The sequence below is a fragment of the Roseateles paludis genome, assembly GCF_039872745.1.
Lineage (GTDB): Bacteria > Pseudomonadota > Gammaproteobacteria > Burkholderiales > Burkholderiaceae_C > Pelomonas > Pelomonas paludis.
The window spans coordinates 946,577-971,281 of sequence record NZ_JBDPZD010000002.1; the positions used below are offsets into that span (position 1 = coordinate 946,577).

Sequence of the window (24,705 nt, forward strand, 5' to 3'; positions counted from 1 at the left end):
TTTTATATACAGTATTCTAGGGCGACGCTGAACAGGCCTGCGCGATGCAGTGCGCCCTGATTGGGGATGAGCTGCAAGGCGCAAAGCACAGCGATACCCGCTGGTATCGCGCGCATTTGCAACGCAGCAGATCGCCCCAAGCAGGGATGCGCTGCGCGCGAGGGCCTGTTCAGCGTTGCCCCATCCCCCGCGCTGCTTTTTCGGGCCGGGGTTTTGCCATGTTGCCGACTGCCCTTTCACGCCCAACGCCTGCGCCATTGCCCACGGTCTCGCCCCCCGCCCTGCCCAGCCTGCAAGGGCTGTCGGCGCAGGGGCGGGTGTGGCGGGCGCACAGCCTGGGGCAGGCCACGGCGGCGGTGGTGCCCAGCAGCTTTGCGGCGCTGGACGCCGAGCTGCCCGGCGGGGGCTGGCCCTTGCAGACGGTGACCGAGCTGCTGGTGCCGCAGGCCGGGGTGCTGGAGTGGCGGCTGCTGGCGCCGGCCCTGCGGGCGTGGTGGGCAGCCCAGGCCACACCCAACCAAGCCACCCCGGGCCGTGGGCGGCGTGCGGCACGGGCCGAGCCGGCGCGTCGCACGCTGCTGCTCGTCAACCCGCCCCACACACCGCATCTGCCGGGCTTGCAGGGCCTGGGCCTCGATCTGGGCATGCAGGCGCAGGCGCTGGTCTGGGTGGCCACAGCCACACCAGCCCAGGCGCTGTGGACGGCGGAGCAGGCCATCAAGTCGCGCGTGGCGGTGCTGGCTTGGCTGCCCGAGGCGCGGCCCGAGCAGTTGCGGCGGCTGCAGGTGCATGCGCAAAGCTCGGACGCGCCGGCCTTCCTGGTGCGGCCCGAGCACGCCGGCCAACAAGCCTCGGCCGCACCGCTGCGCTTGGTCGTGCGGCCGGGTGAAGAAAGCGGGGGCTGGGCGCTGGACGTGCATCTGCTCAAGCGGCGCGGCCCTGCGCACGAGGGCTGGCTGAAGCTGCAGGCCGTGCCCGGCGCGGTGGAGCCGCTGCTGACGGCGGGCTGGCGCGTGCCCGCCCCGGCAGAGATCAGCGCCCCGTTGCCTGCGGAGCCCGCCGTGCCCATTCACAGCCCCTCACCTGCGGAGCACCCCCATGCGCTGGCTGGCCCTGTGCTGCAAGCCTGAGGCCCCGCCGGGGGACACCGACGCCCTGGCCTGGCTGGCCCTGGGCTTCACGCCGCGCGTGGCCCGGCTGGAGGAGGCCGTGGTGGCCGAGGTGTCGGCCAGCCTGCGGCTCTTTGGCGGCGCGCGGGCCTTGCGCCTGCGGCTGCAGGCCCAGGCCGAGCAAGCGGGCCTGGCCCTGGGCGCCATGGCCTGGGCACCCACGGCCCTCGCTGCGCTGGCGCTGGCGCGTTGCCCTGGCTACGCCCTGCGAAGCAGCCTGAGCGATCGCCTGGACGCCCTGCATCTGCACGCCCTCAGCGCCGCCCAGGCCCACCACGCGATGCTGGCGCGGCTGGGCTGCACGCAACTGGGCAGCCTGCGCCAGCTGCCGCGCGCCGCGCTGGCCAAGCGCTTCGGGCCAGCGCTGCTGAAGGCGCTGGACCAAGCCTATGGCGAGCAGCCCGAGGTGCATGAATGGCTGACCCTGCCCGATCGCTTTGACGCGCGGCTGGAGCTGCCCTACCGCGTCGAGCACGCGCCTGTGCTGCTGCACTTTGCCGAGGGCCTGCTGCGCCAGCTCTGCGCTTTTCTCGCCGCGCGCCATGCCGGCGTGCAGAGCCTGCGCCTGGCCTGGCAGTACGACGCCATGCGCGCCCACGACGTGGCCAGCCAGGGCGAGCTGACCGTGGCCACCGCCGACACCACGCGCGACCTGCCCCGCCTGACCCGCCTGCTGGCCGAGCACCTGGCCCGCACAACGCTTGCCGCCCCGGCGGGCGAGATCACGCTCAACGCCGACACCCTGCTGCCGCTGGAGGAAGGCAGCAACAGCCTGCTGCCCGGCCCCACCGAACCGCAGGAACGCAGCACCACGAATGCCCTGCTGGAGCGGCTGTCCGTGCGCCTGGGCGCCAGCCAAGTGCGCGAGGGCCGCCTGCACGAGGACCACCGGCTCGGCCACATGCAGCGCTGGCACCCCTGGCCTGCGCCACCCTCGCCCGCTGCGGCCCCGCCTGCGCGCTGCCCACCCGGCCCCCAGCCCACCTGGCTGGTCGAGCCGCCCCAGCCCCTGAGATGCGACGCGCGCGAGCAGCCCTTGCTGGCCGGGCCCCTCACCCGCATCAGCGGCCCACACCGCATCGAAGCCGGTTGGTGGGAGGGCCGCAGCCAGCTGCAAACGCGCGACTACTTCGTCTACCGCAGCGCCACGCGCGGCCTGCTGTGGGTCTATCACGAGCGCCTGCCCGACCCAGCCCTGGGCGGCTCGGGCTGGTTTCTGCATGGGGTGTTTGCATGAAGCGCAAGCCGCCGCCACGGGACGAGCGCCGGGCCGCCCCAAGCCGGCCCGGCATCCCCTTGGGGGATCGGCCTGCGTACTCGCGGGCCGAGGGGTCACGTTATGCGGAACTGCACTGCCTCAGCGCCTTCAGCTTTTTGCGCGGCGCCTCCGAGCCGCAAGAGCTGGTGACGCGTGCCGTGGCCCTGGGCTACGAGGCCCTGGCCCTCACCGACGAATGCTCGCTGGCCGGCGTGGTGCGCGCGCACCGGCAACTGCGAGAACTGCGCGAAGCCGCGCTGCTTGAGGCCGCCCCGCCCGTGACCCTGCAGCTGCTGATCGGCAGCGAGTTCCTCGTTCGCGACGACGCCGGCACGCCGCGCTTCAAGCTCGTGCTGATCGCGCAGAACCTCAACGGCTACGGCAACCTCTGCCAGTTCATCACCCGGCTGCGCCGCGCCAGCCCAGTCAAGGGCACGTACACGCTCCACGTTCACCAGCTCGTGCCCGAGCAGCTGGGCGACTGCCTCGCCCTGCTGGTGCTGAACCGGGAGGCCAGCGACGCCGAGCTGCTGCCCCCTGCGCACTGGCTGCTTCAGCACTTCACCGGCCGCGCCTGGATCGCCGTCGAGCTGCTGCGCGAGGCCAGTGATGCGCGCTGGCTGCAGCGCCTGCAGGCCCTGTCCGAGGCCACCGCCCTGCCCCTGGTGGCGGCAGGCGATGTGCACTTCCATGTCCGCTCCCGCAAGGCGCTGCAGGACGTGATGACAGCCACGCGCCTGGGCCGCCCCGTGGCCGAGTGCGGCTTCGACCTGCAGCCCAATGCCGAGCGCCACCTGCGCAGCCGCCCGCGCATCGCCCAGCTCTACCCGCCCGAGCTGCTGCGCGAGACCCTGCACGTGGCCGCGCGCTGCCACTTCAGCCTCGACGAGATCCGCTACCGCTACCCGAGCGAGGTCGTGCCGCCCGGGCTCAGCGCCACCGCACATCTGCGCGCCCTGACCTACGCCGGCGCGCAGCAACGCTGGCCGGCCGGGCTGCCCGACGAGTGGCGCAAGCGCCTCGAACACGAGCTCCAGCTGATTGCCGAGCTGCGCTACGAGCACTACTTCCTGACCGTGGCCGACACCGTGCAGTTCGCGCGCAGCATCGGCATCCTGTGCCAGGGCCGGGGCTCGGCGGCCAACAGCGTCGTCTGCTACTGCCTGCACATCACCTCGGTCAACCCCGAGCAGAGCACCCTGCTGTTCGAGCGCTTCATCAGCCGCGAGCGCAACGAGCCGCCCGACATCGACGTCGACTTCGAACACGAGCGCCGCGAAGAAGTCATCCAGCACCTCTACGCCAAATACGGCCGCGACCGCGCCGCCCTCACCGCCGTCGTCACCTGCTACCGGCCCAAGAGCGCCATCCGTGACGTCGGCAAGGCCCTAGGCTTCAGCGAGGCCCAGCTTGACCTCATGAGCAAAGACCACAGCGGCTGGTCTACCGAGGTGCTGCCCGACGACCACCGCGAGGCCCTGCTGCAGCGGCTGGGTTTGCCCGCTGACGACCCGCGCCTGCAGCAGCTCATCGCGCTCGGCCGCCAGCTCAACGGCCTGCCCCGGCACCTGTCGCAGCACGTCGGCGGCTTCGTGCTCACCGAGGGGCCGCTGGAGCGCCTCGTGCCCATCGAGAACGCCACGATGGAGAACCGCAGCGTCATCGAATGGGACAAGGACGACATCGACGAGCTCAAGATGATGAAGGTCGACGTGCTCGCCCTCGGCATGCTCACCGCCATCCGGCGCTGCTTTGAGCTGCTCACCCCGCTGCGCGGCCACACCCACACGCTCGCCAGCATCCCGCAGGACGACACCGCCACCTACGACATGATCTGCAAGGCCGACACCGTCGGCATCTTCCAGATCGAATCGCGCGCGCAGATGTCCATGCTGCCGCGCCTGCGGCCCCGCTGCTACGAAGACCTCGTCATTGAGGTCGCCATCGTCCGGCCGGGCCCCATCGAAGGCGGCATGGTCCACCCCTACCTGAAGAATCGCGCGCTGCCAGAGGACCAGATCGAATACCCGAGCGAAGACCTGAAGGCGGCCCTTAAGCGCACGCGCGGTGTGCCCATCTTTCAGGAGCAGGTCATGCAGGTGGCCATGATCGCGGCGGGCTTCTCAGCCGGCGAAGCCGACGAACTGCGCCGTGCGATGGCCTCCTGGAAGCGCCCTGGCGTACTCGACAAGTACTACGACAAAGTCGTCAAGGGCATGCGCGAGCGCGGCTACGAGGACGCCTTCGCCAAGCGAATCTTCAGCCAGATCAAGGGCTTCCAGTCCTACGGCTTCCCCGAGAGCCACGCCGCCAGCTTCGCCCTGCTCACCTACGTCAGCTCCTGGCTCAAATGCCACGAGCCGGCGGCCTTCCTGTGCGCCCTGCTCAACTCACAGCCGCTGGGCTTCTACACACCCAGCCAGCTCGTGCAGGACGCGCGGCGCCACCACGTCGAGGTGCGCGCCATCGACGTCAACCACAGCCAGCGCGACAGCACGCTCGAACCCCGTGACGGCGAGCCCCAACCTGCCGTCCGCCTCGGCCTGCGCCTCGTCAGCGGCCTGGGCGACCCCGCCGCCCTGCGCATCGAAGCCGCGCGCCAGCATGGCCCCTTCCTGCATCCGCAAGACCTCGCCCTGCGCGCCCAGCTCAGCCAGCAAGACATGCAGCAACTCGCCGCCGCCGACGCCCTCACCAGCCTCGCCGGCCACCGCCGCCAGCAGGTCTGGCAGGCCTCCGCCCTGCACGCCCTGCCAGCCCTGCTGCAAGGCAGCCTCCTGCCCGAAGACGAGCTCACCCTGCCCGCCGCCGCCGAGGGCGAAGAAGTGCTGTGGGACTACGCCGCCACCGGCCTCACTCTGCGCCGCCACCCCCTCGCCCTGCTGCGCCCGCGCCTCGCCCAGGACGGCTGCCTCACCGCCCGCCAACTCGACACCCTCCAAAGCGGCCGCCGCGCCACCGCCTGCGGCATCGTCACCGGCCGCCAAAAGCCCCAAACCGCCAAAGGCACCCTCTTCGTCACCCTCGAAGACGAAACCGGCAACGTCCAGGTCATCGTCTGGCCCAAGGTCTACGAGCAGCACCGCAGCACCATCCTCGGCGCCCGCCTGCTCGCCGTCCAAGGCACCTGGCAACGCGGCGACGGCGACGTGCGGCACCTGCTGGCAAAGGGGTTCAGGAACCTGAACCCGCTGCTGGGCAGGTTGCCGACGGAGAGTCGGGATTTCAGGTGATCCCGGCTCTCAAAATGAATATCAAACTGGACAATTGTTAAATCAATGTTCACAATTTTGGACAATGAATGCACGAACTGACACCGCCGCCGTCCTCGAGCGCCACCTGCTGCTGCAACTGGGCGACAGGCTCAAACGCCTGCGCCAGGCACAAGGTGTGACCACCGTGGGCCTGGCCCAGCAGCTTGGCATCTCGCGCACCACGCTCGCCGCCATCGAGACGGGTGACCCCGGCACGGCCATCGGCACCTATCTGCGGGTCATGTCAGCCCTCGGCATCGCGGGAGACATTGCCCTGCTGGCAGGCGACACCTTCCAGGCCGCCCCCCGAGGCACGGCCGCAGCACGCTCGCGCCGCAGCCGGCCCCAAGTGCAGATCGCTATCCGGGCCGACGACGCCCAACACCAGGCCCAAGACCTGCAAAGCTTGGCCCTGCACACGGAAGCCGTCCGTCGGCTGAAGGCCGACCCCAGCCTCGTCAGCCGTGCCGCCGACACCCTCGCACGCTGGCGCGCTCAAGACGCCCAGTCCCGCGCCCGCCAGCTCTGGGACGAATGGGACGCCATCCTGCGCGACGGCCTCTGGCGCAAGGCCCTGGGCCGCACACGCCGTGCCCAGGAACTGCGCCAAGCCTCCCCGCTGCCCACGCTGCTACCCGAAGAAGTGCGCCAAGGCATCCTCGGCCAGGTCCAGGCGCTGAAGCGTGGCCTCACGTTGGGCGACACCCCGACCAAGACGCCATGAACCGCGAAGACCTCGAGCACATCATTCGGGCCGCCGCCGACATCACAAACGAGTACGAGTTCGTCATAGTCGGCAGCCAGTCCATCCTCGGCCCCATCCCCAACCCGCCAGACGTCTTCAAGATGTCCGCCGAGGCCGACATCTACCCCTTGAACGCCACGCACAAGGCCGACGCCATCGACGCCGCCATTGGTGAAGGCTCACCGTTCCACGACACCTTTGGCTACTACGCCCAAGGCGTGGGGCCTGACACCGCACTGCTCCCGACCGGCTGGCAGACCCGCCTCCAACGCGTGCAAACGCCAGGCACCAACGGTCGTGTTGGTTACTGCCTAGACGTGCTGGACCTCTTCATGTCCAAAGCCGCCGCAGCACGCGACAAGGACCGCGTCTTCTGCATGGCCATGCTGCAACACCGCTTCGTGGCTATCGGTCCAGCCCTCGACCAGGTCAGTCACATGCCGCTGGACGACGAAGCCAAGCGCAGCCTACGCGCCCGCATCCGTCGCTGGACCAAGGCACTGAGAGAGCAGGGCCACGGCGTCGACGAGGGGTGACCGGAGCGACTCGCTCGAGGCTATCCACGAGCACAAGCGCAACCAGGGGTCAGGACCTCACTGGGCACCGACTACGCGCTCGCGAGCCACAAAGACGAAGGCCGCGCGTCTTGCGACTTCGCGGCCTTCCATTTGGTGCATCTTTCAGCTTGTTAGCGTCCAGAGCGCATTTCCCAGCGGTATAGCGCCGCAATGCTAACGCAGTAAATGGAAGCCGTCGCTCCGGGGCAAACCGGGAGCTAGATTCCGGCCGAATCCGCTCCAATCGCTGGCTCGCGCGCGCAGGAAGCTCCAGGGAGGAGTCAGCACATGAAATACCGTTTGGCACTAGATCTCGGCTCGACTTCGCTGGGCTGGGCCATCGTGCAACTCAATGGCACCTGCGACCCTTGCGCTATCGTCCGCGCCGGCGTTCGCATCTTCCCTGACGGCCGAAATCCAAAGGACGGCTCATCCCTGGCCGTCACTCGCCGCAACGCCCGCGCGATGCGCCGACGCCGTGACCGGCTGCTCAAGCGCAAGGCGCGCATGCAGCGGCTACTGATCGAGCACGGCTTCTTCCCTGCCGAGGAGCCAGCGCGCAAAGCACTGGAGACGCTGAACCCCTATGAGCTGCGCGCCAAGGGGCTGGACGCGGCACTGACGCCTGCCGAGTTCGCCCGCGCCCTCTTCCACCTGAACCAACGCCGCGGCTTCAAGAGCAACCGCCGCACGGACAAGAAGGACAACGACAGTGGGGTGCTGAAGGCCGCCATCGGCAGCCTGCGCGCACAGCTGGACCCAGCGGGCGCAGACGGCAAGGCCCGAACGGTGGGCGAACTCCTGTGGCGCCGCATGAACGACCCCGCTGTGCGCACGGTGCGCGCCCGCTACCGAGAGCAACGCGTGCTGAAGGAAGACGGCAAGACGCGTGTCGACAAGAGCTACGACCTGTACGTGGACCGCAAGATGGTCGCGGACGAGTTCGATGCGCTGTGGGCCAAGCAGGCTGCGCTCAACCCTGCCAAGTTCCACGAAGCGGCTGGCGCAGCGCTTAGGGACTGCCTGCTGCATCAACGCAACCTCCGCCCCGTCAAACCCGGCCGCTGCACGTTGGAACCCGACGAGCCGCGCGCCCCGCTGGCGCTGCCCAGCCAGCAGCGATTTCGCATCCTGCAGGAGGTCAACCACCTACGCCTGCTGGGCGGGCGTCTGCTGGAAGAAGCGCTGAGCCTGGCGCAGCGCGACAAGCTGGTGGCTGCGCTGGAGGAAGGCAGCCAATCCTTCAAGACGGCCATCCCGAAGCTGCTCGGCCTGCCGGGTACTGTGCAGTTCAACCTGGCCGACGCCAAGCGCACGGAGCTGAAGGGCAATGCCACCAGCATGCTGCTGGGCAAGAAGGACTTCTTCGGACCAGCCTGGCATGGCTTCAGCGAGGCGCGCCAGGACGAAATCGTCATGCGCATCCTGGAGGAGGAAAGTGAATCGAAGCTGGTGGACTGGCTAGTCACGTCCACCGGTGTGGACGAGGCACATGCGCTGAAGATTGCCAACGCATCGCTACCCGAGGGCTACGGCTCACTGAGCGCCAAGGCGCTGGCCAAGCTGCTGCCCGCATTGCGAGCCGAAGTCATCACCTACGACAAGGCCGTACAGGCGGCTGGCTACGACCATCACAGCCACATCAGCCATGCGGCCTCGACCGGCGAGATCCTGCCTGAGCTGCCCTACTACGGCGAGTACCTGCAGCGCCACGTAGGCTTCGGTACTGGCGAGCTGAACGATCCGCCCGAGAAACGCTTCGGCCGCATCGCCAACCCAACAGTGCACATCGGCCTGAACCAGGTGCGCGCGGTCGTCAATGCGCTCATCAAGCGCTATGGCCACCCCAGCGAAGTCATCGTGGAAGTGGCTCGCGACCTCAAACAAAGCCAGAAACAGCGCCGGGAGACCCAGGAGCAACAAGCCAAGAACCAGAAGCGCAATGAGCGGCTGCGCAAGGTCGCCGCTGAAATTCGTGGCTGTGCAGAAGAACGGGTACGCCTGAGCGACATCCAGAAGCTGATCCTTTGGGAGGAGTTGAGCTTCGACGTAGCGGACCGCCGCTGCCCCTACAGCGGCGTGCAGATTGCGGCAGCCGATGTGTTGACCGAGCGGGTCGAGATCGAACACATCCTGCCGTTCTCGATGACGCTGGAAGACAGCCTCAACAACAAGACCGTGGCGCTGCGGCAGGCCAACCGCATCAAGGGCAACCGCACGCCGTGGCAAGCGCGCGAGGACTTCGCCGCGCAGGGCTGGGACTACGACAGCATCCTCACCCGTGCCGAACGCATGCCGCGCGCCAAGCGCCAACGCTTCGCCGCAGACGGCTACGAGAAGTGGCTGAAGGAAGACAAGGACTTCCTCGCCCGCGCACTCAACGACACGCGACACCTGAGCCGCGTGGCACGCGAGTACCTGAGCCTGATCTGCCCGGCCAGCACGCGCGTGATCCCAGGGCAGATGACGGCGATGCTGCGCGCCAAGTTCGGCCTCAACGACATCCTGGGGCTGGATGGCGAGAAGAACCGCAACGACCACCGTCACCACGCCGTGGACGCCTGCGTCGTCGCCGTGACCGACCAGGGGCTGCTGCAACGCTTTGCCCAGGCCAGCGCCGATGCACGCGGCAAGGGGCTGGACCGCCTGGTGGAGACCATGCCCGACCCATGGCCCAGCTACCGCGAGCATGTGCGGCGTGCGGTGAATGCCATCTGGGTGAGCCACAAGCCGGATCACGGCTTCGAAGGTGCGATGCACGAGGACACGACGTATCGGCCGCCGCACCTTGACCCAAGCAACATGTGGCGCACGCGCGGTATCGGCGGCAACAAGCCCAATGAGAAAGACGCCGACTCCAAGGCCATGGTCGGCTTCAGCGGACCCGAGAGCCTGCAGCGGCACCGTCGCGACGAAGCCGGCCAGCCTCTGCCCTACAAAGGCTATGTGGCCAGCCCCAAGTTCTGCATGGACATCGTGCGCAATGACAAGGGACGCTGGGAGGGCGAGGTGGTATCGACCTTCGAGGTCTATCGCCTGATCAGCGAATTGGGCCGGCATGCAGCGCTGGCACGCATCCAGTCCAGGAGCCAAAGCATCTCAGGCCAGCCACTGGTCATGCGGCTGCAGAACGGCGACATGGTCCGCTGTGAGGACGACGAGGGTCGGCAGATGGTGCTACGCGTGGTCAATATGACCGGCAACGGTCAGGTCTTCTTCGCACCTCACAACGAGGCCAATGGAGATGCCAGAAATCGGGACAAAGAGGACCCGTTCGTCTATATATCCAAGTACGCCGGATCACTAAAGAAGGCCCGTGGCCGGCGCGTCTCAATATCACCGAGCGGCGAACTCCGCGACCCCGGCTTCAAGGAGTAGCCCCCATGATCGGCCGCATCGTCGAAGTGGCCGATGACCGGCGGCACCTCTCCATGAATCGCGGCTTCATGGTGGTCAAGGACACGGAGTCGTCCAAGGAGCTGGGCCAAGTGCCGCTGGACGATATTGCCGCCGTGATCGCTAATGCCCAGGGGCTGAGCTACACGAACAACCTGCTCGTGGCCCTGGCCGAACGCGGAGCGCCTTTCGTGCTGTGCGCGGCCAACCACAACGCGGTGGGCATGCTCCTTCCCATTGAGGGCAACTTCGAGCAGGCCAAGCGCATCGAGGCACAAATCGCCGCGAGCCTACCCACGCACAAGCGCATGTGGGCTGCCGTCGTGCGGTCCAAGCTGGAGCAACAGGCCGCCGCACTGGAGGCCGCAGGAGCCCCCACCGCGCCACTAACCGCGCTCGCCGCCAAGGTGCGCAGCGGCGACCCTGACAACCTGGAAGCACAGGGCGCACGACGCTACTGGGGCCTGCTGTTCGGCGACGGCTTCCGGCGCGATCAGCAGGCCGGTGGACTCAACGGCCTGCTGAACTACGGCTACACCGTGATGCGTGCCACGATGGCGCGGGCCATCATTGCGGCCGGCCTCCACCCCAGCATCGGCCTGCACCACAGCCACGACAACAACGCAATGCGGCTGGTCGACGACCTGATGGAGCCCTTCCGGCCCATCATCGACCTCAAGGTCTGGCAGTTGCGCCGCAACGGCGAAGAGATGGTCACGCCCGAGTCCAAGCGTGCGCTGGTACGCACCCTCTACGACGACATGCAGACGGCCTCTGGCGCTACGCCTGTGATGGTCTGCACACAGCGACTGGCGGTGTCGCTGGCACAGGTCTATCTGGGCGAGCGCGACAAGCTCGACCTACCACTGCCCGGGTTGCCGCTGTCACTGGCATCTGCGCTACAGGACGACGAATGAGGCGCCCCGAATGCTCACGGGATACCGACTGATGTGGATGGTGGTGATGTTCGACTTGCCCGTCGTCGAGAAGGCCGAGCGCCGAGCTGCCACTGAGTTCCGCAACGCGCTGCTGGACATGGGCTTCGAGATGAGCCAGTTCAGCGTCTACATGCGCTTCTGCACCAGCGGCACGCAAGTGGAGACCTACTGCAAACGCGTAGAGCAGGCGTTGCCTGCAGGCGGCAGAGTCAATATCCTGCAGTTCACTGACAAGCAGTACGAACGCATCGTCAGCTACCAGGGCAAGGCAAAACAGCCGGCTAAGAAAACGCCTGACCAGTTCGACCTCTTCTGACCATGAACGCACTTTCGGCCGTTGCAGAAACGAATAACCCCTTGACGAATCAAGGGGTTACCGCCGACCGAGTCTAGGTCGCTGGGAAATGCGCTCTGGCCGGAACTCTGCTCGGCCATCGCCTACGGCAACTGGAAGTCTAGGTCGCTGGGAAATGCGCTCTGGCCGGAACCTTCGGGGGCAGCAGCAGCTGCAGCGGCGTAGTCTAGGTCGCTGGGAAATGCGCTCTGGCCGGAACTGAATTTCAGCCTGATCGATCTGGGCCTGAAGTCTAGGTCGCTGGGAAATGCGCTCTGGCCGGAACCCGCAGCAGCCGCACAACCACACGGTAGGCAGTCTAGGTCGCTGGGAAATGCGCTCTGGCCGGAACGCAACACCTCGACGCAGATAAATGCGCTCGAGTCTAGGTCGCTGGGAAATGCGCTCTGGCCGGAACTCCTCACCAAGTGAGCAGACCATGACCAAGAGTCTAGGTCGCTGGGAAATGCGCTCTGGCCGGAACTGACGTCGGATGCGACCATCCTGAAGGTAGAGTCTAGGTCGCTGGGAAATGCGCTCTGGCCGGAACGACTTGGGCAAGCTCCTCGGCTCCGTGCTAGTCTAGGTCGCTGGGAAATGCGCTCTGGCCGGAACGCCGCGCCATCGCGCTTGGCATCGGCTGCGAGTCTAGGTCGCTGGGAAATGCGCTCTGGCCGGAACTGCGCAGCGGTTTTGCTGGGCGTCGAGTGCAGTCTAGGTCGCTGGGAAATGCGCTCTGGCCGGAACTCGTCGTGCGCGCTGGCGCGGCCTCTGGCAAGTCTAGGTCGCTGGGAAATGCGCTCTGGCCGGAACTGGACGTGTCGGACATCGCCAAGCAGTACGAGTCTAGGTCGCTGGGAAATGCGCTCTGGCCGGAACTCGGTAGCAGAGCGATGCGCCGCGGTCATCAGTCTAGGTCGCTGGGAAATGCGCTCTGGCCGGAACGAGCAAATGCAGCTCCTTGGTGGACGCGAGAGTCTAGGTCGCTGGGAAATGCGCTCTGGCCGGAACTCACAGGCGGAGCTTTCGGCCAGGCGGCAGAGTCTAGGTCGCTGGGAAATGCGCTCTGGCCGGAACGCGTTCATCTTGCGAGCGCCATCAATGCCGAGTCTAGGTCGCTGGGAAATGCGCTCTGGCCGGAACACCAGTCCAGCAGTACCACGCATCAGTCTCAGTCTAGGTCGCTGGGAAATGCGCTCTGGCCGGAACCGCGTGCCCATGTGCCCGGCAATCCCGGTCAGTCTAGGTCGCTGGGAAATGCGCTCTGGCCGGAACCGTGTAACGGGTATCGGATTGGGCGGTGTAAGTCTAGGTCGCTGGGAAATGCGCTCTGGCCGGAACTCTCAGCGCGAGACGAGACTATCAAGCAGCAGTCTAGGTCGCTGGGAAATGCGCTCTGGCCGGAACGGGTGCGGCATGAACTGCAAGCCTGGTGATAGTCTAGGTCGCTGGGAAATGCGCTCTGGCCGGAACCCTGAAGCTTGAGAATCTCAGCCCGAAGCAGTCTAGGTCGCTGGGAAATGCGCTCTGGCCGGAACCTGACTTCGGCACCATCGTCGTCCCGACCTAGTCTAGGTCGCTGGGAAATGCGCTCTGGCCGGAACTGATTCGCGGAGTCGAATGGTTCTTTGGCGAGTCTAGGTCGCTGGGAAATGCGCTCTGGCCGGAACTTGCGCGAGAACGCCATGTTGCGGGCAGCCAGTCTAGGTCGCTGGGAAATGCGCTCTGGCCGGAACTGAGCGCCTGGGCCGACCACATGAAGCGCAAGTCTAGGTCGCTGGGAAATGCGCTCTGGCCGGAACGCCAGCTTTACGCGGACGTGGCTGACGTGGAGTCTAGGTCGCTGGGAAATGCGCTCTGGCCGGAACCTGACAGGGATAGACCTAGAAAGCGTTGCCAGTCTAGGTCGCTGGGAAATGCGCTCTGGCCGGAACTCGTCCAGCCGGCCGGCGTGGACATCATCGAGTCTAGGTCGCTGGGAAATGCGCTCTGGCCGGAACGCGCAGCGTTGTCAGCTTCACGAATGGCCGAGTCTAGGTCGCTGGGAAATGCGCTCTGGCCGGAACCAGTCTGTGGAGCACATGCAGGATTTCTACAGTCTAGGTCGCTGGGAAATGCGCTCTGGCCGGAACTGGCGGGCCTTGGCGCCGTCGATGACGGTCAGTCTAGGTCGCTGGGAAATGCGCTCTGGCCGGAACAAGGTTGAGCTTAGAGGCTATCAGGACGAGAGTCTAGGTCGCTGGGAAATGCGCTCTGGCCGGAACCCCGGCGCCGTGCATGACTACACGGTTGATAGTCTAGGTCGCTGGGAAATGCGCTCTGGCCGGAACTTCAACAGCAGCGGCACGTACCACATCGCAAGTCTAGGTCGCTGGGAAATGCGCTCTGGCCGGAACTCCATGACATGCCATACGACGTGCGCTTCGAGTCTAGGTCGCTGGGAAATGCGCTCTGGCCGGAACATGCCCGCCACCACCAGCACCGCGCCCAGGAGTCTAGGTCGCTGGGAAATGCGCTCTGGCCGGAACCCATTCGCGAGTGGCCTCTTCGGCCGCCTTAGTCTAGGTCGCTGGGAAATGCGCTCTGGCCGGAACTGGGCACTGCTGCTGGTGCGCTTGGTGCGGAGTCTAGGTCGCTGGGAAATGCGCTCTGGCCGGAACCGGAAATCCATTTGACCGGACGGCCATCCCAGTCTAGGTCGCTGGGAAATGCGCTCTGGCCGGAACCGATGTGTGCGTGCCCTGCCAAAAGCAGCAAGTCTAGGTCGCTGGGAAATGCGCTCTGGCCGGAACTGGCTCCCGAGATGCTGACCGTGAGGTGCAGTCTAGGTCGCTGGGAAATGCGCTCTGGCCGGAACTAGCTACTCCAGCAGCTTCGATATCAGCGTGGTCTAGAGTCGCTGCCATGGCAAGGCTCGGGCTTCAAATAGTGCTGTTCAGTGCGCTGGCGGTCGGCATCAGCCCCGCCGTGGGCCTGTGTGGCCTGCTACTTGGCGCCGCCCTGTGCGGCGCGTCATTGCTGAGCTGGGCGCGGCGCTAGCTGGTACAGCCCACAAAGACCTGCCGCAACACCGCGCCGCATGCCCTCACATTGCCAGGCCAGCTCTGATCAGCCCCGGGCCACACCACCTTTGGCAAGGAGAACTCGATGCCCACCCCCACCGCCCTCACCGCCCTCGACGTCCCACCTCGCCAAAAGCGCTCGATCTACCCCGAGCCCTTTGCGAGCCTGATGGAGGGGCGGACCAAGCGGGTGCTGGGCAACCTGTTCGGGCTCAGCAACTTCGGCGTCAATCTGACGACGCTGGCGCCTGGGGGCAGCTCGGCACTGCGGCATGCACACAGCAAGCAGGACGAGTTCATCTACATCCTCGCTGGCCACCCCACCTTGCACACCGACGCGGGGCGGCAACGCCTGGCCCCAGGGATGTGTGCGGGCTTCAAGGCAGGCACAGGGGATGCGCACCGGCTGCTGAACGAGACGGATGCCGAGGTGCTCTACCTGGAGGTAGGCGACCGCACGGCGGGTGACGAGGCGCACTACCCGGACGACGACCTGGTCGCCCGCGAGGTGGGGGGCGGTTGGCAGTTCTTTCACAAGGACGGGCAGCCGTACTGAGGTTGACGGCCCCGGCCTCCCCCGGAGTCAGGGAGTCGGCCTTTCTTACAGAGACAGCCGTCCGGCGCGCGCCCTCTAGGCGCATCAACAAGTTAGGGATAGGCACGAGCATTGCTATTGCAGTAATGCGACCCGCAGTGCCAGAGATGTGCAGTCACTGATGGGGTGGTTCTTCACAACTACCAACCTGAACAAAATGACTCAAAACCTGACCAAGACCCTGGGCCTCCAGTGCCTGTGCGCCCTGACTCTGCTGGCTGGCGCCTCCACCGCAGCCAACGCTGGCACGGTGTCGCTGGACATGAACTCGGGCGGCTGGGTGTCCAACTACGACGCGACGAGCCTCGACCCCCGCAACCACTACGGCCAGATGCCCAGCATCGAAACCTCGGGCGCGGCCTTCGAAGCCGCCAACCCCGGTTGGCGCACCCTGGGCTACAACGACTCGGCGTGGTCGGCTTATTCGGGCGGCTGGGTTCCCGGGGACGGCAGCCGCAGCCCGATGTACCTGCGCAAGAGCTTCACGATCGGCACGCCGACCGCCGGCTCGTTCTACCTCGAAGTGGACGACGACTCACAGGTCTGGATCAACAACGTGTTGGTGCCGGCGCTTGACGACCACAGCAACAGCTACAACGGTGGCCACTCGGCGGACATCTCGTCCTTCCTGCAAGCTGGCAACAACGTCATCGCGATCAAGGCAGACAACACCCCTGGTGGTGGCTACTACATCGGGTTCAGTGGCTCGGTGAGCTTCAGCGAGCGGCAAAACAATGTGCCGGAGCCGGTCTCGCTGGCTCTGGTGGGCCTGGGCCTGGTTGCCGCTGGCGTGGCCAAGCGCAAGCAGCGCGGCTGATCGACACGGCCTTCCTCAGCCTCCGGCTGCATCGCCCCAAGCGCGCCAGCGCCTGGGGCGTTTTTATTTGCGCCGACATACGCCCCGAGCGGCTCGGTCGGTCGGGCGCAATGACCTCGCAGGTCATTGCGCCACCACGCAGGGTGCCCCGACAGTCGCGCCCATGCAGCGAACAACATTCCTCGGGGTGGTCACGGCGATTGCACTGGGCGTTGGCGCCTGTGCGGTGCTGGTGCCGACGCAGTTTCTGGCGAGCAAAGGCATCCAGGGCAACCCGGCGGCTGCCGTGTGGATGCGTGAGGTGGGTGTGGCGCTGTTGGCCTTTGGCGTGATGGCCCTGCGGATGCGCACGCTGCCCGACGGGCCAGCGCTGCGGGCCTTCATGCTGGGCAATGCAGTGCTGCAGTGGGGACTGCTGCCCATTGAGGTGCTGGCCTACCAGGGCGGGGTGATCACCGAGTTCTGGGGCATGGCGCCCAACAGCGCGCTGCACGCGGTGCTGGGGGCGGCCTTCCTTTACTACGCGTTCACCAAACGGCCGATCTAGGAGTCTGCGCGGCAGAAATCCAGGCCCGCGTTGGCCCCGGAAGGGGGTCGAGGCAAGGCGCAGCGCGCCGTCCGGGGTGGCCCCCGGACAAGCGGTGCAACGCCGGATCGCCCCCCTCCCGGGACCAACCCTTCGGGCCGGGGCGATTTGCGGGGCCACTCGTCGTTGCCGGCTCGTTGTTGGCGCCGATCCAACGCCTCGCCGGCGCCTAGATTGGCCCCGCAACCCGCCCCGGCGCGGGCCTGGATTTCTGCCGCGCAGACTCCTAAGCCCGCCCCCGCCGCACCTTGCCGGCCCGCCCGGCCTTGCTCCACTCATAGACCTCGCCGTCTGGCGTACGGCCGGCCTCGACGGCGGCAACGCCGGGCTTGCCGACGTGGCTGGCCAGTTCGGTGGAGATGGTGACGTGGGGGCAGCCGGCGCGGCGGCGTTCTTCGGCGCCTTTGAGGGCGGCGGAGAGCTCGCCGTCGGCAAACTCTTCGCAGCAGGGCAGCCAGTCGCCGGCGCCGTCAGGCTCCAGCCAGTAGAGGACGATGGGCATGGTCAGCTCAGCGCTCGCACATCAGGCCAAGCAGATTGCCTTCCGAGTCGCGGAAGAGCGCCATCCAGACTTCGCAGTGCGGCAGCTTGGCCACCATGCCAAGCGGCTGCTCGAAGTGCACCTGGCGGGCTTGCAGGCGCTCGGCCATCTGCTCGATCTGCGGTGCGCGCAGGTAGACGATGGAGCTGAAGTGATCAGGCCGGCCAGGCTCGGCCAGCCCGAGCATCAGGCGCACCCCACCGCAGTCAAAAAAGCTCATGCCATTGCTGCTGAAGAGGTGACGCAGGCCGAGGGTGTCGCGGTAGAAGGCGGTGGCGCGGTCCAGGTCGTGCACGGTGAGCGCAACCTGGACGATGCCGGTGATGCCTGTGTCGGTCTGCATGCGGGCTCCTGCTGAAGGCGATGGGGTTGGTGCTGGCTCCAAGCTGCCTCAGCGTCAGCCGGCGCCTCAGAAATGGATGCCTCGCATCATCTGCTGCAGCGCGATGGCTTCGGCCGAGAGCTGGGGCTTGGCGGGCTTCTCGCCGGGCTTGAGGTTCTTGGCGGCTTCGCTGTCGGGGAACATGCGGAAGCTGGTGTTCATGACGATCTGCGCGATGCGCGGCGCCACGGCATGCAGCACCTCGCCGAACTTGCCCAGCCGCGTGGCGATGCGCACGGGCTTGCTGATGCAGGCCTGGGCAATCATGTCGGCAGCCTCCTCGGGCGAGAGGGTGGGCACGTTGTTGTAGATCTTGGTGGGCGCGATCATGGGCGTGCGCACCAGGGGCATGTTGATGGTGGTGAAGGTGATGCCTTGGTCGGCGTACTCGCTGGAGGCGCAGCGCGTCCAGGCGTCGAGCGCGGCCTTGCTGGCGACGTAGGCGCTGAAACGCGGCGCATTCGTCAACACGCCGATGGAACTGATGTTGACGATGTGGCCCTTGCGCTTCTTGACCATGCCAGGCAGCAGGCCGAGCGTGACGCGCAGGCAGCCGAAGTAGTTGAGCTGCATGGTGCGCTCGAAGTCGTGGAAGCGGTCGTAGCTGCTCTCAATGGCGCGGCGGATGGAGCGGCCGGCGTTGTTGATGAGGAAGTCCACGCCGCCGAACTCGCTGTCGCACCAGGCGATGAGGGCTGCGGCCTGAGCCTCGTCGGCGATGTCGCAGGCATAGGCATGCACGCGGGCGTCCGGGCCGGCCTTGGCTTGGATCTCGGCCACGGCGGCGTCGAGCTTGTCCTGGTCACGCGCGCAGATGAGGGTGATGGCACCCGCTTCGGCAAACTTGATGGCCGCCGCCAGGCCAATGCCCGAGGAACCGCCGGTGACCAGCACCACCTTGCCGCCGGCCGTGCCGCGCAGGCTGCGGTCGATGTGGAGGTCGGGGTCGAGGTGGCGCTCCCAGTAGTCCCACAGGCGCCAGGCGTAGTCGGGCAGGCGGGGGCAGGCGATGCCGGTGCCCTTGAGCTGCTTCTCGGTCTCGCGGCAGTCGAAGCGCGTGGGGTAGTTGATGAAGGTGAACAGGTCCTCGGGCAGGCCCAGGTCCTTCATCACCGCATTGCGAATGCGGCGCACGGGGGCCAGGGCCATCATGCCCTTCTTGACGCTCTTGGGGATGAAGCCCAGCAGCGCGGCGTTGACGAAGACGTTCATCTTCGGCGCATGGGCGGCCTTGCTGAAGATGTCGAGCACATCGCCCACGCGGTAGCCCTCGGGGTCGACGAGGTGGTAGCAGCCCTCGCTCTTGTCGACCTTGTGCGAGATGGCGTCGAGCGCATCGACGACGAAGTCCACCGGCACGATGTTGATGCGGCCCCCTTCGAGCCCGATGCTGGGCATCCAGGGCGGCAGGATCTGGCGCATGCGCTGGATCAGCTTGAAGAAGTAGTAAGGCCCGTCGATCTTGTCCATCTCGCCGGTGTGCGAGTCGCCCACCACCATGGCGGGGCGGTAGACAGTCCAGGGCTGCTTGCAGCTGGTGCGCACCAGCTTCTCGCTCTCGTGCTTGGTCGCAAAGTAGGGGTGATCGAGGTTCTCGGCCTCATCGAACATGTCCTCGCGGAACACGCCCTCGTAGAGGCCCGCCGCCGCGATGGACGACACGTGGTGCACGTGGCCGGCGTCGATGGCCTGCGCAAACTCCAGCATGCTGCGCGTGCCGTCGATGTTGGCCGCCGCCTGGCTCTCTTCGTCGGCGCTGAGGTCGTAGACGGCAGCGAGGTGGTAGAGGTGGTCGATCTGGCCCTTGAGGCTCTTGATCACATCCGACGCCACGCCGAGCTTCTTGCTCGTCAGGTCGCCAAACACGGGGATGGCGCGCGTCTTGTTGACACCCCAGTAGGCCAGCAGGTCGGGCAGCTTGGCGTGGCTGCTCTCGCGCATCAGGAAGTAGACCGTGCTGCCTCGGCGGGCCAGCAGCTTCTTGACGAGACGTTTGCCGATGAAGCCGGTCGCGCCGGTCACGAAATACTGCATGGGGCTCTCCTGCGGGTTCGTTGTCGATGGATTCTTGACGAGCGTTCGCGCGGCGCTGCTGCGCGGTTTCCCGAGGACGACGATCCTAGGGCGGTTTCACTAGGAAACCCCATTCCATCGCAGGAGGCGACGGCTACAGTCATCTCGTCACTACCGATACAGCAAGGACGCACACCATGGTCAAGAAGCTCCAGAAGCTGGCCGCCAAGCAAAAGGCCGCCGACTCGACGTTCCCCGGCCTGCCCGCAGGCCTGCTGGACAGCCCGCTGGCCCAGAACGTCAAGGACAGCGCCCAGCAGATCTGGGCCGCTGGTCTCGCCTCCTTCTCCAAGGCGCAGGGCGAAGGCAACAAGGTCTTCGAGGCCCTCGTCAAGGAAGGCCTCAAGCTGCAGAAGAAGACCCAATCCGCCGCCGAGGAAAAGCTCTCCACCATGGCCTCCAAGATGCAAGGCATGGCCGGCGACGTGGGCGCCAAGGCCGGCCAACAGTGGGACAAGCTCGAGTCCATCTTCGAGCAGCGCGTGGCCAAGTCGCTCAAGGCGCTGGGCGTGCCCACGGCCGCCGAGGTGGAAGCGCTGATCCAGCGCATCGACGCGCTGTCTGAGGCTGTCGGCCTCAAGGCCAGCGCGCCGGCCAAGAAGGCGGCCGCCAAGCCTGCCGCCAAGAAGGCGCCGGCGAAGAAGGCCGCTGCCAAGGCACCGGCAAAGACGCCAGTAAAAGCACCAGTAAAGGCACCGGCCAAGAAGGCGGCTGCCACCAAGAAGACCCCCGCCAAGAAGGCCGCCGCAAAGCCTGCGGCCTGAGTCACTAGCGCCCTAGCGCCCTACAGCCATGCCCCAAGCCCGCATCGGACTGGCCCTGGCCGGCGGCGGGCCGCTGGGGGCGATCTACGAGGTCGGCGCGCTGTGCGCGCTGGAAGAGTCCATCGAGGGCCTCGACCTCACCGCCTGTGATGGCTATATCGGCGTGAGTGCTGGCGGCTTCATCGCCGCCGCCCTCGTCAACGGCATGACGCCGCGCCAGCTCTGCGCGGCCTTCATTGAAAACAGCGCCGCGCCGCCCGACCGCTTCGACCCCGCCGACCTGCTGGAGCCCGCCTGGGCCGAGTTTGGCCAGCGCCTGGCCGAGCTACCCGCGCAACTGAACGAAGCCCTGCTCGACATGCTGCGGGGCCGCTCCTGGCTCGGCACGCTGGAGCGCCTGGGGCGCCTGCTGCCCAATGGCCTGCTCTCCAGCGAGCGCTTTGGCGCCGCGCTGGCGCAGGTGCTCTCAGCCCCCGGCCGCAGCAACGACTTCCGGCGCCTGCGCCGCCCGCTCATCCTGGTCGCAACGGACCTCGACACCGGCGAGGCCGTCCCCTTCGGCACCCCGGGCTGGGACCACGTCCCCATCTCGCGCGCGGTGCAGGCCAGTGCCGCGCTGCCCGGGCTCTACCCGCCCATCGAGATCGAAGGCCGGCACTTCGTGGACGGCGCGCTCAAGAAGACGCTGCACGCCACCACCTTGCTGGACCAGGGCCTCGACCTGCTGCTCTGCATCAACCCCCTGGTGCCCTATGCCAGCGACCGCGGCCGCGCCGCCCAGCGCGAGCGCCGCCACGAGAGTGCCGACAGCCCACCCGGCGGCGACCGCCGCGCGCTGCCGCCGCGCATCCACCGCCTGGTGGACGGCGGCTTGCCGCTGGTGATGTCGCAGACCTTCCGCTCCCTCATCCACTCGCGGCTGGAGCTCGGCATGAAGGGCTACGAGACCGCTTACCCGGGCACCGACATCCTGCTCATCGAGCCTGACCGGCGCGACGGCGAGCTCTTCCTGGCCAACACCTTCAGCTACCGCCAGCGCCGCCACCTGGCCGAGCACGCCTACCAGGCCACGCGCCAGCAGCTGCGCAGCCGCGCCGAGCGCCTGGCGCCGCAACTCGCCCGCGCCGGCCTGCGCCTGCGCACCGACCTGCTCGCCCACGACGACGCCCGTCTGCTCGCCCCGCCCGAAGAGACCCGCATCGACGCCGCCCTGCACCGGCTGCGCCACAGCCTCAGCGTGCTGGAGGCTCGAAACGGTCTGCGGGCCGGGGGCTGAATCGCCCCGGCCTCGCGTGGCAACATCGCGGCCATGTCCGCGCCCGTCACCAGCCCTGCACCAGCGGCCACCGCCAGTACCCGCCCGCTCACCCAACTGCTGCATGCCTGGCAGCAGGGGGACCGCCAGGCCTTTGAACACCTGCTCAAGCTCGTCTACCGCGAGCTTGAGCGCATGGCGCTGGGCCGGTTGCGCGGCGCCGAGACGCCCTCGCTCGCCGCCGGCGACCTGCTGCACGAGGCCCTGCTGCGCGTCTCCCAGCAAACGCCGGACTGGAACGACCGTGAGCACTTCTTTGCCAACGTGTCGCTCGCCATGCGCTCGGTGCTGGTGGACCACGCCCGCGCCCGCCAGGCCGACAAACGCGGCGGCGAGTGGCAGCGCGTCACCTACACCTTCACCGCCCATGGCGAAGACGCCCTGGTGGCCGACCTGCTCACGCTCGATGCGCTGCTGACCGAGTTGCAGGCGCTCGACCCACGCGCCGCCAGCGTGTTGCAGTTCACCTACTTCGCTGGCCTGGAACGCGAGGAGCTGGCCACGGTGATCGGTGTCTCCGTCCCGACCGTGGACCGCGAGCTGCGCTTTGCCCGCGCCTGGCTGGCCGAGCGACTGGGACGCCGCGACCTGGCCGTTTGAGCGTGCGCCTGCCGTGACGGACGCCTCCGCCAGCCGCGCCCAGCAGCACGCGCGCATCAAGCGCCTCTACATGGAGGTGGTCGATCTGCCCGACCGCGCCGCCCAACTCGCGGCCCTCGCCGGCAGCGGCGTGTCGCCCGACGACCAGGTGGCCGTGCTGCGCCTGCTGGGCCACACGGGCGAGACCACGCACTTCGCCGCTCCGGTCGCCCGCGCCAGCGCGATGTGGCTGGGCCAGGAGCTGCCCATGGGCACGCAGCTCGGGGCCTGGCGCCTGATCAAGCCGCTGGGCGAGGGCGGCATGGGCCGCGTCTACCTCGCCGAGCGGGCCGACGGCGCCTACGAGCAGCAGGCCGCCGTCAAGCTGGTCCGGCTCGCGTCCAGCCCGCATGCGGCCGAGCGCTTCACGCGCGAGCGGCAGATCCTTGCGGGGCTGGACCACCCCCACATCGCCCGCCTGCTCGACGGCGGGCAGACCAGCGAGGGCTGGCCCTTCCTCGTCATGGAGTTTGTCGATGGCGAGCGCATCGACACCTGGTGCCAGCAGCGGCAGCTCGACCTCACCCAGCGACTGGCGCTGATGCAAAGCCTGTGCGAGGCCCTGACCTATGCACACCGCAGCCTCGTCATCCATTGCGACCTCAAGCCCGCCAACGTGCTGGTGGACCGCAGCGGTCGCCTGCGCCTGCTGGACTTCGGCATCGCGCACCTGGAGGGCGACGAGGCTGGGCCGGCCGGCCTCACGCCCGGCTATGCCAGCCCGGAGCAGCTGGCAGGCCGCGCCCCCACCACGGCCTCCGACGTCTACAGCCTGGGCCGCCTGCTGACCGAGCTGTGCATGCCCGTAGCCGGACGCCGCCGCACCGAGCTGCAGGCCATCGTGAGCAAGGCCACCGCCCTGCTGCCCGAGCAGCGCTATGCCGATGCCGCAGCCCTGGCCGCCGATCTGCGCCGCCTGCTCAGCCACCGCCCGCTGGAGGCCCTGGGGCGCGCGCCGCTCTACAGCGCCCGAAAGCTGCTGCGCCGCCGCTGGCCCTGGGCGCTGGCCGGCTGCCTCGCCCTCGTCGGGACGAGTGCCTTCACCTGGCGCCTGGCTGCCGAGCGAGACCGTGCCCTCGCCGCCGAGCAGCGCGCCCATGCAGAAGCCCAGGCAGCGCAGGCCGTGAGCGACTTCCTGACCGACCTCTTCAACAAGGCCGACTCCTGGAACAGCAAGCGCGCCAGCGAAGTGCGCGCTGTGGAGCTGATCGAACGCGGCGAGGTGCGGGTACTGGGCGAGCTCAAGGACCAGCCCGCCTTGCGCGCGCCCTTGCTCGACACCCTCGGGCATGTGCGCGAGAACCTCGGCCACACCGAGAACGCCACCCGGCTCTACGCCGAGGCCATCGCCACCCACCAGAGCCTTGGCCGGCTGGATCGCTTGCCGGCGCTCTACAACGCACTCACCTTCACGCAGAACCGCCTCGGGCGCTACCGTGCGGCCTTGCGCACCATCGAGGCCTGGCAACGGCTCGGCACCATAGAGGGCAGTGACGACGTCTCCAACCTCGACAACGCGCTCGGCACCGTGCTGACCAACCTGGGCCGCATCGATGAGGCCCGGCGCTATCTGGAGCACAGCCTGCAAGCGCGCGGTGAGTCGCCCGACGCGCTGCAGGGGCCGCCCCGCACCGTGCGCGGCTTCCACCTGACGTCCAACCTCGCGCTGACCGAGCTGGCGGCCGGCAATGGCCCGCGCGCCGAACTGCTGATGCGGCGTGCGCTCCTGCCCGAGGATGCCAGCGCCTTCCGCCGCCACAGCGTGCTGGCCATGAGCCTGATGCTGCAGGGGCGCGGCGCCGAAGCCCTGGCCGAGTTCGACCGCGCGGACCGCGCGGCGGTGCGCGACTTTGGCGAAGTCAACGGCAACCGCCACCGCGTGCTGCGCGACCATGGCTGGGCCCTGCTGCAGCTGGGGCGCGCACCAGACGCCGTGCGCGTGCTGCGCCTGGCGCTGCTCTGTGCCGAGGAGGGCGAAGCCCACGGCCCCCTCGCCGCCATGACCCGCAGCCGCCTGGCCGAGGCCCTGGCCGCCACCGGCGCGCTGACCGAAGCCGCCAGCGAGCACGAGGCCGCCTTGCAGCTGGCAGCCTCGCAGGAAGCCGACGGTGACCCGCTGGGGCTCACCCTGATCCGCCAGCGCCACCAGGTCTTCATGGCCCAGCACGGGGCGCGGCTCAAGCCCTGAACGATTTTTTTGCCGCCTGCTGATAGGCGACCCGGTGGGAATGCGTTTCCGGTTGTGTAGGCCCCTCGCTTCGAGAGGCCCCTCGCCCCCGG

General features: G+C 67.6%; 18 protein-coding genes and 1 CRISPR repeat array. Of the genes, 15 read left to right on the plus strand and 3 right to left on the minus strand.

The features are described from left to right. Positions 1-257 precede the first annotated feature (257 nt). From ABDJ85_RS10300 to ABDJ85_RS10350, 11 genes are all read left to right on the plus strand, one after another. The gene (locus ABDJ85_RS10300) at positions 258-1,130 is read left to right on the plus strand and encodes a recombinase RecA (protein ID WP_347704667.1); all 873 of its coding nucleotides are present in this window, start codon (positions 258-260) and stop codon (positions 1,128-1,130) included. Continuing rightward, the gene (locus ABDJ85_RS10305; protein ID WP_347704668.1) at positions 1,099-2,406 is read left to right on the plus strand and encodes a Y-family DNA polymerase; all 1,308 of its coding nucleotides are present in this window, start codon (positions 1,099-1,101) and stop codon (positions 2,404-2,406) included. The genes ABDJ85_RS10300 and ABDJ85_RS10305 overlap by 32 nt, the downstream gene beginning before the upstream one ends. Beyond that, positions 2,403-5,660, plus strand: a complete 3,258-nt coding sequence (locus ABDJ85_RS10310; RefSeq protein WP_347704669.1) for an error-prone DNA polymerase — start codon at positions 2,403-2,405, stop codon at positions 5,658-5,660. The genes ABDJ85_RS10305 and ABDJ85_RS10310 overlap by 4 nt, the downstream gene beginning before the upstream one ends. Before the next feature lie 64 nt (positions 5,661-5,724). Further along, on the plus strand, positions 5,725-6,405 hold the full coding sequence (locus ABDJ85_RS10315) for a helix-turn-helix transcriptional regulator (protein WP_347704670.1): 681 nt from the start codon (positions 5,725-5,727) through the stop codon (positions 6,403-6,405). Continuing rightward, positions 6,402-6,962, plus strand: coding sequence for a DUF6036 family nucleotidyltransferase (locus ABDJ85_RS10320; protein ID WP_347704671.1), 561 nt, complete (start codon positions 6,402-6,404; stop codon positions 6,960-6,962). The genes ABDJ85_RS10315 and ABDJ85_RS10320 overlap by 4 nt, the downstream gene beginning before the upstream one ends. A gap of 309 nt (positions 6,963-7,271) precedes the next feature. Continuing rightward, positions 7,272-10,361 carry a type II CRISPR RNA-guided endonuclease Cas9 gene (gene cas9 / locus ABDJ85_RS10325; RefSeq protein WP_347704672.1) on the plus strand — a complete coding sequence of 1,030 codons (3,090 nt, stop codon included), beginning with the start codon at positions 7,272-7,274 and terminating at the stop codon, positions 10,359-10,361. A gap of 5 nt (positions 10,362-10,366) precedes the next feature. Then, entirely contained in the window at positions 10,367-11,296 is a 930-nt protein-coding gene (cas1, locus tag ABDJ85_RS10330) for a type II CRISPR-associated endonuclease Cas1 (protein ID WP_347704673.1), read from the plus strand. Positions 11,297-11,306: 10 nt separating this feature from the next. Further along, entirely contained in the window at positions 11,307-11,633 is a 327-nt protein-coding gene (gene cas2, locus ABDJ85_RS10335; protein WP_347704674.1) for a CRISPR-associated endonuclease Cas2, read from the plus strand. A gap of 70 nt (positions 11,634-11,703) precedes the next feature. Then, a CRISPR array of direct repeats spans positions 11,704-14,508; the repeat unit is 36 nt; unit sequence AGTCTAGGTCGCTGGGAAATGCGCTCTGGCCGGAAC. A gap of 290 nt (positions 14,509-14,798) precedes the next feature. Then, positions 14,799-15,269 (plus strand): cupin domain-containing protein, encoded by a 471-nt coding sequence (locus ABDJ85_RS10340; RefSeq protein WP_347704675.1) that lies wholly within the window; start codon positions 14,799-14,801, stop codon positions 15,267-15,269. 196 nt (positions 15,270-15,465) lie between these two features. Next, positions 15,466-16,125 carry a PEP-CTERM sorting domain-containing protein gene (locus ABDJ85_RS10345; protein ID WP_347704676.1) on the plus strand — a complete coding sequence of 220 codons (660 nt, stop codon included), beginning with the start codon at positions 15,466-15,468 and terminating at the stop codon, positions 16,123-16,125. A gap of 163 nt (positions 16,126-16,288) precedes the next feature. Beyond that, entirely contained in the window at positions 16,289-16,672 is a 384-nt protein-coding gene (locus tag ABDJ85_RS10350; RefSeq protein ID WP_347704677.1) for a hypothetical protein, read from the plus strand. Positions 16,673-16,937: 265 nt separating this feature from the next. On the opposite strand, the gene ABDJ85_RS10355 is transcribed toward ABDJ85_RS10350, so the two are convergent. The 3 genes from ABDJ85_RS10355 to ABDJ85_RS10365 form a co-directional block, all read right to left on the minus strand. Next, positions 16,938-17,213, minus strand: coding sequence for a hypothetical protein (locus tag ABDJ85_RS10355; protein WP_347704678.1), 276 nt, complete (start codon positions 17,211-17,213; stop codon positions 16,938-16,940). Positions 17,214-17,220: 7 nt separating this feature from the next. Continuing rightward, complete coding sequence (locus ABDJ85_RS10360) at positions 17,221-17,595, minus strand: VOC family protein (RefSeq protein ID WP_347704679.1); 375 nt, start codon at positions 17,593-17,595, stop codon at positions 17,221-17,223. Positions 17,596-17,661: 66 nt separating this feature from the next. Next, positions 17,662-19,668, minus strand: coding sequence for an SDR family oxidoreductase (locus tag ABDJ85_RS10365; protein WP_347704680.1), 2,007 nt, complete (start codon positions 19,666-19,668; stop codon positions 17,662-17,664). Positions 19,669-19,844: 176 nt separating this feature from the next. Here ABDJ85_RS10365 and ABDJ85_RS10370 point away from each other — a divergent pair, with 176 nt between their 5' ends. From ABDJ85_RS10370 to ABDJ85_RS10385, 4 genes are read left to right on the plus strand one after another with little or no spacing between them, the layout of a single operon-like run. Beyond that, positions 19,845-20,471, plus strand: coding sequence for a phasin family protein (locus ABDJ85_RS10370; RefSeq protein ID WP_347704681.1), 627 nt, complete (start codon positions 19,845-19,847; stop codon positions 20,469-20,471). Positions 20,472-20,499: 28 nt separating this feature from the next. Next, complete coding sequence (locus ABDJ85_RS10375; protein WP_347704682.1) at positions 20,500-21,747, plus strand: patatin-like phospholipase family protein; 1,248 nt, start codon at positions 20,500-20,502, stop codon at positions 21,745-21,747. A gap of 33 nt (positions 21,748-21,780) precedes the next feature. After that, positions 21,781-22,386, plus strand: coding sequence for an ECF-type sigma factor (locus tag ABDJ85_RS10380; RefSeq protein ID WP_347704683.1), 606 nt, complete (start codon positions 21,781-21,783; stop codon positions 22,384-22,386). Positions 22,387-22,399: 13 nt separating this feature from the next. Then, a complete protein-coding gene (locus ABDJ85_RS10385) occupies positions 22,400-24,613 on the plus strand; it encodes a protein kinase domain-containing protein (RefSeq protein WP_347704684.1) in 2,214 nt (737 codons plus the stop codon). Positions 24,614-24,705: the final 92 nt, after the last annotated feature.

What these genes read in the sequence shown, in the direction of transcription:
- ABDJ85_RS10305 (WP_347704668.1), top strand. Translation starts at nt 1,099, where the DNA reads ATGCGCTGGCTGGCCCTGTGCTGCAAGCCTGAGGCCCCGCCGGGGGAC.
- ABDJ85_RS10310 (WP_347704669.1), top strand. Translation starts at nt 2,403, where the DNA reads ATGAAGCGCAAGCCGCCGCCACGGGACGAGCGCCGGGCCGCCCCAAGC.
- ABDJ85_RS10315 (WP_347704670.1), top strand. Translation starts at nt 5,725, where the DNA reads ATGAATGCACGAACTGACACCGCCGCCGTCCTCGAGCGCCACCTGCTG.
- ABDJ85_RS10320 (WP_347704671.1), top strand. Translation starts at nt 6,402, where the DNA reads ATGAACCGCGAAGACCTCGAGCACATCATTCGGGCCGCCGCCGACATC.
- cas9 (WP_347704672.1), top strand. Translation starts at nt 7,272, where the DNA reads ATGAAATACCGTTTGGCACTAGATCTCGGCTCGACTTCGCTGGGCTGG.
- cas1 (WP_347704673.1), top strand. Translation starts at nt 10,367, where the DNA reads ATGATCGGCCGCATCGTCGAAGTGGCCGATGACCGGCGGCACCTCTCC.
- cas2 (WP_347704674.1), top strand. Translation starts at nt 11,307, where the DNA reads ATGCTCACGGGATACCGACTGATGTGGATGGTGGTGATGTTCGACTTG.
- ABDJ85_RS10340 (WP_347704675.1), top strand. Translation starts at nt 14,799, where the DNA reads ATGCCCACCCCCACCGCCCTCACCGCCCTCGACGTCCCACCTCGCCAA.
- ABDJ85_RS10345 (WP_347704676.1), top strand. Translation starts at nt 15,466, where the DNA reads ATGACTCAAAACCTGACCAAGACCCTGGGCCTCCAGTGCCTGTGCGCC.
- ABDJ85_RS10350 (WP_347704677.1), top strand. Translation starts at nt 16,289, where the DNA reads ATGCAGCGAACAACATTCCTCGGGGTGGTCACGGCGATTGCACTGGGC.
- ABDJ85_RS10355 (WP_347704678.1), bottom strand. Translation starts at nt 17,213, where the DNA reads ATGCCCATCGTCCTCTACTGGCTGGAGCCTGACGGCGCCGGCGACTGG.
- ABDJ85_RS10360 (WP_347704679.1), bottom strand. Translation starts at nt 17,595, where the DNA reads ATGCAGACCGACACAGGCATCACCGGCATCGTCCAGGTTGCGCTCACC.
- ABDJ85_RS10365 (WP_347704680.1), bottom strand. Translation starts at nt 19,668, where the DNA reads ATGCAGTATTTCGTGACCGGCGCGACCGGCTTCATCGGCAAACGTCTC.
- ABDJ85_RS10370 (WP_347704681.1), top strand. Translation starts at nt 19,845, where the DNA reads ATGGTCAAGAAGCTCCAGAAGCTGGCCGCCAAGCAAAAGGCCGCCGAC.
- ABDJ85_RS10375 (WP_347704682.1), top strand. Translation starts at nt 20,500, where the DNA reads ATGCCCCAAGCCCGCATCGGACTGGCCCTGGCCGGCGGCGGGCCGCTG.
- ABDJ85_RS10380 (WP_347704683.1), top strand. Translation starts at nt 21,781, where the DNA reads ATGTCCGCGCCCGTCACCAGCCCTGCACCAGCGGCCACCGCCAGTACC.